The sequence below is a fragment of the Anaerobutyricum soehngenii genome (assembly GCF_009697165.1).
GTDB classification, from domain to species: domain Bacteria; phylum Bacillota; class Clostridia; order Lachnospirales; family Lachnospiraceae; genus Anaerobutyricum; species Anaerobutyricum soehngenii.
The window spans coordinates 40,991-54,572 of record NZ_VULP01000020.1 but is presented as its reverse complement, the minus strand read 5'-3'; the positions used below and the strand labels follow the sequence as shown (position 1 = coordinate 54,572).

At 37.3% G+C, this 13,582-nt stretch carries 13 protein-coding genes and 1 pseudogene; all 14 read right to left on the bottom strand.

Translation table 11 applies throughout. From position 1 onward, the window contains the following. Positions 1–115: 115 nt before the first annotated feature. Positions 116–295: a hypothetical protein gene (locus tag FYJ25_RS09990; RefSeq protein WP_154581217.1), complete on the bottom strand. Its 180-nt coding sequence runs from the start codon at positions 293–295 to the stop codon at positions 116–118. A gap of 248 nt (positions 296–543) precedes the next feature. Continuing rightward, positions 544–1,014 (bottom strand): transcriptional repressor, encoded by a 471-nt coding sequence (locus tag FYJ25_RS09985; protein ID WP_154581216.1) that lies wholly within the window; start codon positions 1,012–1,014, stop codon positions 544–546. Positions 1,015–1,091: 77 nt separating this feature from the next. Further along, positions 1,092–1,262, bottom strand: a complete 171-nt coding sequence (locus FYJ25_RS09980) for a FeoB-associated Cys-rich membrane protein (protein WP_021907018.1) — start codon at positions 1,260–1,262, stop codon at positions 1,092–1,094. A 135-nt stretch (positions 1,263–1,397) separates the two neighbouring features. Continuing rightward, complete coding sequence (gene feoB / locus FYJ25_RS09975) at positions 1,398–3,590, bottom strand: ferrous iron transport protein B (protein WP_147608631.1); 2,193 nt, start codon at positions 3,588–3,590, stop codon at positions 1,398–1,400. 156 nt (positions 3,591–3,746) lie between these two features. Continuing rightward, positions 3,747–3,968, bottom strand: a complete 222-nt coding sequence (locus tag FYJ25_RS09970) for a FeoA family protein (RefSeq protein ID WP_096239829.1) — start codon at positions 3,966–3,968, stop codon at positions 3,747–3,749. A gap of 53 nt (positions 3,969–4,021) precedes the next feature. Then, positions 4,022–4,231 (bottom strand): FeoA family protein, encoded by a 210-nt coding sequence (locus FYJ25_RS09965; protein WP_021907253.1) that lies wholly within the window; start codon positions 4,229–4,231, stop codon positions 4,022–4,024. Positions 4,232–4,836: 605 nt separating this feature from the next. After that, the gene (locus FYJ25_RS09960) at positions 4,837–6,315 is read right to left on the bottom strand and encodes a TrkH family potassium uptake protein (RefSeq protein ID WP_096239826.1); all 1,479 of its coding nucleotides are present in this window, start codon (positions 6,313–6,315) and stop codon (positions 4,837–4,839) included. A gap of 15 nt (positions 6,316–6,330) precedes the next feature. Further along, positions 6,331–7,734, bottom strand: coding sequence for a Trk system potassium transporter TrkA (gene trkA, locus FYJ25_RS09955; RefSeq protein WP_154581215.1), 1,404 nt, complete (start codon positions 7,732–7,734; stop codon positions 6,331–6,333). A gap of 83 nt (positions 7,735–7,817) precedes the next feature. Then, positions 7,818–8,615 carry an SDR family NAD(P)-dependent oxidoreductase gene (locus FYJ25_RS09950; RefSeq protein WP_154581214.1) on the bottom strand — a complete coding sequence of 266 codons (798 nt, stop codon included), beginning with the start codon at positions 8,613–8,615 and terminating at the stop codon, positions 7,818–7,820. Between the two features lie 15 nt (positions 8,616–8,630). After that, complete coding sequence (locus tag FYJ25_RS09945; RefSeq protein ID WP_096239820.1) at positions 8,631–9,101, bottom strand: LURP-one-related/scramblase family protein; 471 nt, start codon at positions 9,099–9,101, stop codon at positions 8,631–8,633. A 207-nt stretch (positions 9,102–9,308) separates the two neighbouring features. After that, positions 9,309–10,598, bottom strand: a complete 1,290-nt coding sequence (gene eno, locus FYJ25_RS09940) for a phosphopyruvate hydratase (RefSeq protein WP_096239818.1) — start codon at positions 10,596–10,598, stop codon at positions 9,309–9,311. A 172-nt stretch (positions 10,599–10,770) separates the two neighbouring features. After that, positions 10,771–12,138: an MATE family efflux transporter gene (locus FYJ25_RS09935; RefSeq protein ID WP_154581213.1), complete on the bottom strand. Its 1,368-nt coding sequence runs from the start codon at positions 12,136–12,138 to the stop codon at positions 10,771–10,773. Between the two features lie 106 nt (positions 12,139–12,244). Further along, positions 12,245–13,216: a Gfo/Idh/MocA family protein gene (locus tag FYJ25_RS09930; protein ID WP_154581212.1), complete on the bottom strand. Its 972-nt coding sequence runs from the start codon at positions 13,214–13,216 to the stop codon at positions 12,245–12,247. Between the two features lie 65 nt (positions 13,217–13,281). Then, positions 13,282–13,428, bottom strand: a pseudogene (locus tag FYJ25_RS09925) (ribose-5-phosphate isomerase); the annotation flags it as partial. Positions 13,429–13,582 lie beyond the last annotated feature (154 nt).

The window sequence follows — 13,582 nt, the reverse complement described above, 5'->3', positions numbered from 1 at the left end:
AAACTTGAGAACGAACCTGCCACCGAGCGCGTTGTCTGAGCGGTAGCGAGTTTAGCGCGAATGGCGTTTCCATAAACGTTCGAAAGTTGAGTATCAAAACGCAAGTCGTCTGCGATTATGCCATAGGTCCCACGCTTGTTCGTAAAAATATGGCAGCGATTCCATGCAATGCATGAATCCCTGCCATAGGGTAGGGCTGTTTTTGGTGCGACAGCCCCACTACGATCAAAAGTGCTGCTCTATTATGAAAAAGTCGTTTTATGTCCCGTCTGAAAATCTGAAATGCCTTCTTCATCGACTATCCTCCTGTTATAAATCTTTTAACGTATAAAAGTATATCAAAAAACAATTCAAAAATCTACTTTAAAAAATGACGATTAGTCATTATTTTTTATTCATAATAACCAAAAAACAAGAGACCAGAATTTTCTGTTTTTTGTAATTCATCCTCGCAGAGCGTTTTTTATTTACAGGAACACAAGTTTCTGCAAAACAAAAATATAGCAGGGATTCCATATCACAAAGGAATCTCTGCTATATTTTTTAACAGGAAAATTCACAGGACTTCGCTGTTACACTTTTTATCTTGTGTCCACTGGAGTAATCACAGGCTCTTAGTCCCAATTGTACAACCTGATTCCAGCTCTTTCCTGAAAGTTCAATAATCGTATCATCGTCAAATTCAATCACACAGGCATTCTTTACTTCACATTCAGGACCACATGCAATCTTATACATATTTTTACGGCTTAATGCACCGATTTCTTCTAGAATATTAATCATGCGGTATACTGTAGCTGTTCCGATTCCGGAATCTTTCATGGATGCTTTATAATAAATTTCTTTACAACTAGAACAGTCCTCATTCAAAATCACATCTAAAAGCATCTTTCTCTGTCTGGTAATCCGACAGCCACTCTCTTTTAACTTTTGCAATATCATATCTTTCTGCATCTGTGTTCTGTGAATTCCCACATAGTTAATCGGAAGATTCTGATTGGATTTTTGCAGCATATCCACACTTCTTTCTTTATCTGTTCTTTAACTTTATCTGTTCTTTATCTAAATCTAATAGAAAATAATCTAAATGGTTATTCATTTTTGTTAGAAGGAGTGTTCACAGGGGCAGAGCAATGTCCTGCACAGTGTGAGCAGTTTCCTCCACATTGAAGTGACTTTCCACTTTTTTTATCCTTCACCATACTTCGAATAATCAGCGCAACGATCAAAACGAGTATCAGTCCTACAATTATTGTTCCCATCTGCCACACATCCTTTCTATAACGATTTTACTAAAATAATCTAACTAAGTATCAATATATATTGCTGCATCTATCCGAAACTGATTATACCCTATCATCCCGGATAGATACATCATTTTTAATCATCTTATTTCACTATCTTGCTTTTACAACGTTCTTAACATTTACATTTAATGTATTACTTTCTTTGTACGGTCTAAACAGAAGATAAAGGAATCCGATAATGAGTGCAAAGGCTATTACTGTACCAATTCCAAATGTACCTGCTGTAATTAATGTACCAATCTGGAAAATACAAAGACTTACAACGTAAGCAAGTAAGCACTGGTATCCAATCGCAAAGAGGAACCACTTTGTATTGTTCATTTCTCTCTTAATTGCACCCATCGCTGCAAAACAAGGAGCACAAAGTAAGTTAAACACTAAGAAAGAATATGCTGCTACTGCCGGAAGGCTGTTTGCAAGCTGTCCCCAGAATTCACTACCATCTTCTGCAACTTCTGCAAATCCGAAGAGAATACCGAATGTACCTACTACGTTCTCTTTTGCGATTAATCCAGTAACGGCTGCTACTGCCATCTTCCAGTCTCCCCATCCAAGAGGTGCAAAGATTGGAGCAATTACATTACCGATAGTTGCTAAAATACTGTCATTTAACTGTTCTGCCTCAAGCATTCCAAAGTTTCCGTCAACCCATCCAAAGTTCATAAGGAACCATAAGATGATTGTAGATAAAAGAATGATTGTTCCTGCTTTTTTGATGAAAGACCATGCTCTTTCCCACATACTTCTTAATACGTTAGAAACAGTTGGCATATGATAAGCTGGAAGTTCCATAACAAACGGTGCAGGCTCTCCTGCAAACATTTTTGTTTTCTTTAAAATAATACCAGAGCAAATGATTGCTGCAATACCAACAAAATATGCGCTTGGTGCAACCCACCATGCTCCATTAAAAAGTGCTCCCGCAATTAATGCGATAATTGGAAGTTTTGCTCCACAAGGAATGAATGTAGTTGTCATGATCGTCATTTTTCGATCGCGGTCATTCTCAATCGTTCTTGAAGCCATAACACCAGGAACACCACATCCTGTACCAATTAACATTGGGATGAAGGATTTACCAGAAAGACCAAATTTACGGAAAATTCTGTCCATGATGAATGCAACTCTGGCCATGTAACCACAAGACTCTAAGAATGCAAGGAATATAAATAATACGAGCATCTGAGGTACAAAACCAAGTACCGCACCAACACCGGCAACAATACCATCAAGGATTAATCCTGATAACCAATCTGCACACCCAACAGCATTTAAAGCACCTTCTATAATGCTAGGAACACTAGGGATGAAAAGAGACTTAATACCAAAGAGATGCCATCCGTCACCAAACACTCCATCATTTGCCCAAGTCGTTGCCCAGTCACCTACCGTAGATACCGATACATAATACACAACGAACATAACAACCGCAAAAATCGGAAGTGCAAGCCAACGGTTTGTTACAATACGGTCAATCTTATCAGATGTTGTAAGCTTCTTCGCTCCGTTCTTCTTGCAACTATCTGCTACTACAGAAGAAATATATACATATCTTTCATTTGTAATAATACTTTCTGTATCATCATCAAATGCATCCTCAAGAGCATTGATCTCATTAGACACATCTGGAACTGTACTAAGCTGTTCTACAATCTTATCATCTCTTTCAAGAAGCTTGATTGCAAAAAAACGCTTCTGTTCTTCCGGAACCTGAGAACCTAACATCTCTTTTACAACAGAAATAGCATCTTCTACCTTTTTATCAAAACTATGTACAACCTGTGCAGATTGTTTAGAACGTGCTAATGCAACTGCTTTCTCTGCTGCTTTTTTAATTCCGGTTCCTTTTAATGCGGAAATCTCAACAACTTCACATCCAAGATCCTTACCAAGCTTTGCAATATCAATCTTCTCCCCAGACTTTTCTAAAAGATCCATCATATTGATTGCCATGATTACCGGAATACCAAGCTCCATAATCTGTGTAGATAAGTACAGGTTACGCTCGATATTCGTACCATCTACGATATTGATGATCGCATCTGGTCTTTCTCCAATAAGGTAATTTCTTGCAACTACCTCCTCTAATGTATATGGAGAAAGGGAATAGATACCCGGTAAGTCCATAATGACAACATCTTTATGTCCCTTTAACTTTCCTTCCTTTTTCTCTACAGTAACACCTGGCCAGTTACCAACAAACTGGTTAGAACCTGTCAGGGCATTAAATAATGTCGTTTTACCGCAGTTTGGATTACCTGCTAATGCAATTTTTACTGACATTTTTTTCTCCTTTTCCTCAAATTCTAAGCTTACTAATGTTTTTAAGACAAAACTAAAGTTTATAGTTGCTTATTTTAAAATGTTTAAGCTAACATAATAATGTATTTACTAATACTCATTAGCATTTACTAACTTGCAGGGCAAAAAAAAGAGGAGCTATTCTACCTCGATCATTTCTGCATCTGCTCTTCTTAAAGATAATTCATATCCTCTTACCGTTACTTCTACAGGATCACCTAAAGGAGCAACTTTTCTTACATAAATTTCAACACCTTTTGTAATTCCCATATCCATGATACGACGCTTTACAGGACCGGCACCCGTAAGCTTCTTCACTGTTACTGTCTGACCAACAGCGACTTCTTTTAATGTTTTCATGTCTTTATTCTCCCTTTTTATTCATACTTATTCATCGGAACAAAAAACCTGCCTTAAACAAGAATTTTGTTAGCCATATCTCTTCCGATAGCAACTCTGGAATCTTTAACATTCACAATGAGACTGCCATTGATTTCCGATACTACAGTCACAAGGCCGCCAACGACAAAACCGAGATTTTCAAGAAACTTTTTCGTTTCTGACCTGCCTCCTACTTTTTTAATAACGTTAGGTTCTCCTGCTCTCACCATCGACAATGGCATACAATCATCTCCTTTTCTAAAGCAAATTTCCCGACAGCACCGAAATACCCAGTGCGTCTGTATGAATTTCTTTTCTACGCAGGTTAGTATACCCTAATTATAATTAGAAGTCAATATATTTATTGAGAAATATTATCAACAATATTGATTTGTAGATTTGGTGCAGGCGAAAAAAGAAAACATATGTTTTCTTTTTCTGACTACTCTAAATCCACAGTTAGTGAGAATGGGGATTCTCCAGAAGGTTAAGGATTTTCGAGAAACTAAAGTCTAAAAGACTGACACATTTCTTCTGAAGTTTCCGTTTTTTGAGGCAAAATGAAGTGTTTGACGCAACGAAATAAAATCAAACTTATAAAAATTCTCTTTTCTTTAGAAACCTCAATGCAATTCAGTAGAAAGATACTCACTTCTGGGGAAACCCCTTATTTTCCCACACAAAATCCTGATACCATCTGGAGCCAAAGAACAGAAAAGCAGAAACTTTATATAAAATAAAATGTGATGTCGGAGCAAATAAAAATGCCGGTCAGGCATTTTCTATGCCGCGACTATCTTCACATTTTATTTTATATAAAGTTTCTGCTTTTCGTTTCTTTAGTTAATCAGAATTTTAATTTTTTTCTCATTGTGATCTTCTGTGTGAAGAGTTCCTTCCAGATTGCCGGATGGAATAATATAAGCAGTGGGAATAATTCCAAACGTCCTGCAAGCATATCAAATATAATAACAAGCTTGGAAAAATCACTAAAAAATCCAAAGTTACAATCTGGTCCAACCATAGAAAGTCCCGGTCCAATATTGTTAATTGTCGCCGCTACAGCTGTAAAGTTCGTTACAAGATCATGTCCTTCAAAGGATATGGCAAAAACGGAGACAACAAAAATAATCATAAATGTAATCAAATATACGTTAATAGAACGTACTACTTCGTGTTCGATCGGTTTACCATCCATCTTAATCTTTTTAACACTTTTTGGATGAATATAAGAGTTTAACTCTTTCGTCATTGTTTTTACCATAACAATAAAACGGGACACTTTCATACCACCGCCAGTACTTCCGGCGCAGGCTCCAACAAACATCAACAATACTAATATCGTACGACAGGTCTGTGACCAGGCATCAAAATTTATTGTAGCATATCCTGTTGTAGTAATAATGGATCCTACCTGGAATGCAGCATGGCGAAGAGCATCTGCAAATTGCATATTTCCCATAACAAGACTTCCCGTTATAATAGCTGTAGAGACAAAAATAATACCAAAATAAGCTTTTACCTCTTCCATTTGAAGTGCTTTTTTAAACTTTCTAAATAAAATCAGATAATATGCATTAAAGTTTACACCAAAAAGAATCATAAATATCGTGATGATCCACTGCTGCAATGCGGTATAACTGGCAATACTATCTCCTTTTATACCAAAGCCTCCGGTTCCGGCTGTTCCAAAAGATAACGTGATCGCATCGAAAACCGGCATTCTACTAATCAGCAGAAGGATAATCTCTACCACTGTCATACCTAAATAAATGACATAAAGAATCTGTGCTGTATATTTTATCTTTGGTACAAGCTTTCCTACAGAAGGTCCCGGACTCTCCGCACGCATTAAATTAATATGAGATCCTCCACTAAGTGGTATTACCGCTAACAAAAATACAAGAACTCCCATACCTCCAATCCAGTGTGTAAAACTCCGCCAAAACAGAGCACAATGTGACAATGCTTCAACATCCGATAATATACTGGAACCTGTCGTAGTAAAACCGGAAACTGTCTCAAATAATGCATCGACCAAAGAAGGAATTTCTCCAGAAATCCAAAAAGGTAATGCACCAAAAAAACTTAAGAAAATCCAGCTAAGTGCCGTTGCCACACAGCCTTCTTTTAAATAAAATACATGATTTTTCGGTCTTCTTATTGTCATTAATGTTCCTAATGTCATAGCGATTGCCGCAACAAGCAGATAGGCAAATCCTGTACGTTCCTGATAAAGCACAGCGACAATACAAGGAAGAAGCATCAATACTGCCTCCACCTTTAATACATAGCCTAATACAAAACGAATAATCGAACTGTTCATATCTTCCTCCGTACCTTACGCTAAAATATCTTTCAAATCATTAAATCCCGTATGTGTCGTTACAACCATTACCGTATCACCTACCTGTATGGAATCCTGACCATTTGGAAGAAGAATCTTTCCGTTTCGATTAATAAAGCAAAGAAGCAAATCTTTCTTCAATGCCAGATCCTTTAAAGGAATATTGGTAATTTCAGATTCTTCATACACTCTAAATTCAATTGCCTCGACACGATGGTCAAACATATGATATAAAGTCTCAATATTACTGTCAAGGGAAGCACGTCTTGCACGAACGTAAGCAATAATTGCCTCCGATGTAATGTATCTTGGATAAATAACACTTCCAAGATCTAACTTAGCAATGACATCCTTAAAATTGATACGATTAATCTTTGTAATCACCTTTGCCTTAGAAACCTGTCTTGTGTGGAGAGTTAAAAGAATATTCTCCTCATCAATTCCTGTTAATGGAACAAAAGATTCAACATAGGAAAGCCCCTCTTCTTTTAATAATTCCTGGTCTGTTCCATCTCCATTAATAATGATTGCTTTCGGAAGAAGAACCGATAATTCCTCACAGCGTTCTTTATTGTTCTCTATAATTTTTACGTCAATTCCCACATCTAAAAGATTCTTAGCCAGATAATAGGCTGCCTTTCCTCCACCGATGATCATCGTATTCTTTACCTGTTTTGTCTCAAATCCAATGTGAGAAAGGAATTCTCTCGCAAGCTTTCTGGATGCAACAACTGAAATCACATCCCCTCTTTGTAAAATAAAATCACCACCAGGAATGTATACTTCGCCGTCTCTCTCTACTCCACATACAAGAATATTCGTATGTATCTTTGCACGAAGTTCTGCAATTTCAATACCATCTAATATATTGCCCTCTGGAATAGCAAACTTAATTAGTTCTGCCTGTCCATGTGCAAAGGAGTTTACCTCAAGAGCAGATGGAAGGAATAAAATTCTTGCTGCTTCCCTGGCTGCTTCAAGTTCTGGATTAATAATCATCGCGAGACCCAGTTTTTCACGAAGATATCCCGCTTCTTTACTGTAATCCGGTGTACGTACTCTGGCAATTGCCGCACAATCACCAACCTGCTTTGCAACAGTACAGCAAAGCAGATTCAATTCATCAGATTCTGTAACGGAAATGATCAGATCCGTTTCTTCGATTCCTGCATCCATCTGTACACTATAACTGGCACCATTGCCTACAATACCCATGATATCATACATATTCGCAATTTCCTGAACCTTTTTCGCATTCTTGTCAATAATGATAATATCATGTCCCTCTTTGCTAAGCTGCTCCACTAATGTTGTTCCAACCTTACCACAACCTACTATGATAATCTTCAATCCTTTTTTCACTGGCTTACTCTTTCCAGAGTTCATAAAACCAAACATATTTCTTCCTCCTGTGTTTTCAACATAGCCTTCTCATTATAGCAGATATTGGTGATTTGTAAATAGCATCATTTACAATATGACTATTCATCATCCAGATTCTGCTGTTTCAGCCAAATTTTCATCATCATACGCTGTGGGAGAAGCTTTGCAGCTATATGTGAGATTTTTGTAAAAAGACTGTAGATGGAAATATCTTTACATTTTTTCGCATCTTTTAAAGCTTTTTTTGCTACCTTATCCGGCGTGACCATACCTACATACTTCGTTGTTGCTTTCCTTGCTCCAATTTCCGCTCTCTTATATAAATCTGTTTTTATCCAGCCGGGACATACTGCTGTAACACAGATCCCTTTCTCTTTTAATTCCACATTTAACGCTCTTGAATAATTTCTTACAAAGGACTTTGTAGAGCTATATATGTTCTGATACGGAAGTGGCTGAAAGGATGCCTGAGACGCAATATTAATCATATGACTTCCTTTTTTCATATAAGGGATACAGACAAGTCCCATCGCCACAACAGCATCCATATTCACATGCATCATGTTCAAAGATTCTTCAACACTTAAATCCCCATAAGAACAAAACTTTGCAAAACCAGCATTATTAACAAGATAGGAAATCTCCAGATTCTTCCGCCCGGCTTCCTCATGCAGCTCCTCTCCAAAACATTTTATCTGGCGGACACTGGAGAGATCAATAGAATATATTTTAATCCTTTTACCAAACTTTTCTTTCAAACGACTAAGTTTCTTTTCATTTCGAGCTAAAGCCCATATTTCGTCAACATTTTTTTCTTTTAAGAGAAGACGGACAAATTCCCGTCCCAATCCACCTGTTGCCCCTGTAACTATTGCAATCTTTTTTCCCTTTATCATTCTAATCCCTCTCTTTTAATTATTCGTACAATTAGCCGCATCAATTGCAAGAACAAGCATTAACCCCATTAATTCGTCCTTTGGTTCAAGAAAATCAATTACATAAGTGTCTCCCCAATGCCATGGCTCCTTTGTAATATGTATAACCGCACTGCATGCCTCATATACATCATAATTCCAGGAAAGAAAATCTCCCTCTACATGCCAGCCATTATAATCTAGTTCATACTGTGGATGAAAAAAAGTAAACTTCTTCTTTATAATACCGCAGGAATGCCTGCCTATCATTACTTCAAACTCTGGCAAAAAAGTAAGAACTTTCTCCTTGATCAGTCCTACCTCTTTCCCATTCATATCATATACATGCAGACGATGCCCTAATGATAAAAATTCTGCCTGGACAAAGTACTTCTTGTTTTCATACTCATCATAAATATCAAAGGTATCTGACCAGGAAAATACTCTTTGCTTTATTAAAAATTTCATAAGCAATCACCTCTGTTTTTACTTAGCTTATTATACTATTATTTTATTATATCACGTTGTTTTTTTGTTGCCTACTCTTATATAAGCATCGTATATCTGATATAAAAAAGCCATCTTGCCGGATAACATTTTTGCTATCGGCAAAATGGCTTTTTTACTTCTTATTATTATCTATTTTGGCATATGTAATTGAATAATAAGCTTAAATTATAAATGAAATGCTTCTTTTCCAGGATAAACAGCGGCGCTGCCTAACTGTTCTTCGATTCTTAATAACTGGTTGTATTTTGCGACACGTTCACTACGGCTTGGCGCACCTGTTTTAATCTGGCAGGTGTTTAAAGCTACCGCTAAGTCTGCGATTGTGGTGTCTTCTGTCTCGCCGGAACGATGAGAAGTTACTGCAGTATATCCTGCATTGTGAGCCATCTTGATTGCTTCAAGTGTCTCAGATACAGAACCAATCTGATTTAATTTAATGAGAATAGAGTTACCACATCCAAGCTTAATTCCTTTAGAAAGTCTTTCTGTATTTGTAACAAATAAATCGTCACCAACTAACTGCACTTTACCTCCAAGTTCTTTTGTAAGCTGCTGCCATCCTTCCCAGTCTTCTTCATCTAATCCATCTTCAATAGAATAAATTGGGTATTTCTCGCAAAGATGTTTCCAATGTTCAATTAATTCTTTTGACGTGAACTTTCTTCCGCTCTTTGGAAGGAGATATTCTCCCTTTGTACCACTTTTCCATTCACTAGAAGCGGCATCCATTGCTAATACAAAGTCATCTCCTGGCTTATAGCCAGCTCTCTTTACTGCTTCGAGTATGCACTCTATTGCTTCTTCATCGCTTCCAAGATCCGGTGCAAATCCACCTTCATCACCAACAGAAGTCGCCAATCCTCTTTCTTTTAAAAGTGCTGCTAATGCGTGGAACACTTCTGTACACCAGCGGAGTCCTTCTTTGAAGCTTGGTGCTCCGGCTGGCATAATCATGAATTCCTGTACATCTACAGTGTTTGCAGCATGTGCACCTCCATTTAAAATATTCATCATTGGCACCGGAAGTCTATTTCCATTCACTCCACCAAGCAAACGATATAATGGAATCTGTAATGCAGTTGCTGCTGCACGAACTGCTGCAATAGAAACTGCTAAAATAGCATTTGCTCCAAGATTGGATTTATCTTTTGTACCATCTGCTGCAAGCATTGCACCGTCTACTGCATAAATATCGGATGCATCAATTCCCTTTAATGCCTTATTGATTGTTGTATTAATATTTTCTACAGCTTTAGAAACACCTTTGCCTCCAAATCTGTCTTTATTTCCATCTCTAAGCTCTAATGCCTCAAATTCTCCTGTAGAAGCTCCGCTTGGGGCTGCACCACGACCAACTGTTCCGCCTGCTAAATATACTTCTGCCTCAACTGTCGGATTTCCTCTAGAATCAATAATCTCTCTACCTACTACTTTTTCAATTTCTAAATGTAACATTTTTAACGTCAATCCTTTCCCATGGACCTCTTTCGTCCCGGCTCAATGGGACGAATAGAGTATCACATGAATTATCTCACATTTTAGTTAGGGATTACTAACTTCTATAAGAATATCATAACTCATTGGAAGAAGTCAACATTTTTACATGAGAATAATTCTCACAGAACATTTATATCACTTCGTGATTTAACCATTTCCGGCTTCGGAATCGTATGGTAAAGATTATATTTCGAACAGTCCAGTCTACAAACATTCCAATCCACACTGCCATCGGTCCCATATGAAATGCTCTTGCAAGAAAAATAACAAGACTTACTCTGCAAAACCACATAGAAAGTACAGAGACTGCCATAGAGAATTTTACATCTCCTGCCGCACGAAGGCCATAGGCCGGAATAAATGCCATAATCCACACAATCGGTTTTACAATACTGATCCATGTTACCATGTAAATACACAGCTTTGCGCTTTCTGGTTCCATTCCTCCAAAATACGTGATTGGACGTACCAAAAGATAGAAAACAAGACAGGATATCACTAAAGTTATCTCCGCAATAATACAAAGCTTCTTTATATAATAGACTGCTTCCTCTTTTTTTCCTGCTCCTAAAGTTTCACCTACAACGGTCATCAGACCGATTCCGATGCCAATCGCAAGGATTCCATTTAAATTTTCAATTACATTTGTCATTCCCTGGGCTGCGATTGCTGCTGTCCCCATCATAGAAACTGTAGATTGGATTGCCAGTTTTCCAAACTGAAACATACTGTTTTCGATACCGGAAGGAATTCCGATATTTAAAATCTTTTTAATCTCTCTCCAATTTGGCCGAATAGAAAAGTAATCTCTGAATGGTATTTCAAGAGAAGGGTTTCTAAGCTTCCATAATACAATACTCATGCTGAAGAAACGGGAGCCTGCTGTCGCAATCGCTGACCCCGCAACGCCCCAGTGGAATACCCAAACAAACAGAATATCCAAAAATGCATTTAAAAAATTAGATGCTATAGAAATCTGCATGGGGAACCTGCTGTTATTCTGTGCTCTTAAAATACAGGAGCCATCATTATACAATGCGATAAACGGATAAGACAGCACCGAATAAAAGAAATACTGCTTTGCTCCCGCCATAACATCTTTTTCTACTTTTCCAAAAATCAAATGCAAAAGCTGCTGATTAAATACAAGACAAACTCCGGCAATGATCACCGATAATAATAACGTAATAAATACAAGCTGCCTTGCTGCTTCTTTTGCACTTTTTTCATTTTTACATCCAAGATAATGAGAACACACTACGGTTCCACCAGAAGCAAGTGCAAAGAATGCCTGCACAATTAAAATATTAATTGCATCAACCAATGATACCGCAGAAATCGCTGCAGAACCAAGATTACTAACAACTAATGTATCAATCGTTCCCATAAAAGAATTCAAAAGCTGATCTAATGCCAGTGGAATTAATAATGCTGCTAACTTTCGGTTACTATATAATCTTTCCGGTATTTGTTTTTTCTGTTTTATTAATTCTGTCATTTATATACTGTTCCTTCATTATTTAAAATTTTTTACGTAATTTTTTATTATACTGCGATACAAAAAGGGATGCAAGATTCCCTGCACCCCTTTTTTGTTCTTTTTTTTATTCAAAAGGATAAATCATTCCCCACTGCTTTCTAATATCTGTTAACACACTCATTACGTCGCGGCTGTAAGTGAGATATTCTTCACTTCCACCGTTTAAAACATAATTCTGCATATCTTCTACTTCATAATCCAATGCGTATGCAGTTTCTCCTGCTTCGATGGTTTCTGTATGTCCATCACTTGTATAAGTGATCGTCGCTTTATCTCCTCTTGGATAATTATAAATCTCAATAAATCCATCCTCGCAGGCAACAACTCCTCTTTTAGGCTGCTTCGCACGCATTGTAAGTGCCATTACCGCCATCTGTCCATCTGGATTTCGAAGAATGATTCCTGAAGTCTCATCTACTCCTGTTTCAAAATAATTAGCAGTTGTAAGAATTGTATCCGGTTTGCTCTTCATAAAAAATCTTACAAAGCTTGTCGCATACACACCGATATCAAGTAAAGCTCCTCCTGCTAATTCTTTAGAAAAGAAACGATTTGTCACATCATATTCCTTACAACTTCCAAAGTTTACCTGAATCATCTTGACCGGTCCTAGCTTACCACTGTCCACAATCTCTTTCAGCTTCTTAAATATCGGCATATGATATAAAGTCATGCCGTCACAGATAACAAGCTTCTTCTCTGCCGCAAGCTTTACTGCCTCCTCAAGCTGTGTATCATTCACTGTAATTGCCTTCTCACAAAAAACGTGCTTTCCACTTTGTAATGCCTTCATTAAAAATTCATAATGAGAATTATGTGGTGTCGCAATATAGACGATATCAATATTTTCATCGGCAAGCATCTCATCCACACTGCCGTAAACATGCTTTACACCAAATTCTTTAGCATATTTTTCTGCACTTTCTATACTTCTTGCACAGCAGGCATAGATTTCACCATTCACACGCTGTAATGCCTCACCCATTTCATGAGCGATCCAGCCTGTTCCAAGCATTCCCCAGTTTAACTTTTTCATTATATAATCGACTTCCTTTCTATATAAAACACTTTTTCAAACGCTCTCTAATACTTAATATCTTATTATTTTTCGATGACTTTTACTTCATCCTCACATACACAAAGAACAAATGCAGCTACATCAGAAAAATCAGTATCCATTATGTAATTTCCATTATCACTGATAACAAAGCCTGCCTTTGCACCGCTCTTTCGCATTACTGCCTTTCCACCAAGTTTTTCTACCTATGCCTGTACACAAAGAACAATAACCAAATTTAAAAATATAGTACAAACAAAAGATAAAAACTCGAACTTATGGCAGATATAATATCGGAGCAGGTAAAAATATCAAACATACCTTTCCATGTTGCGACTCTCTTTA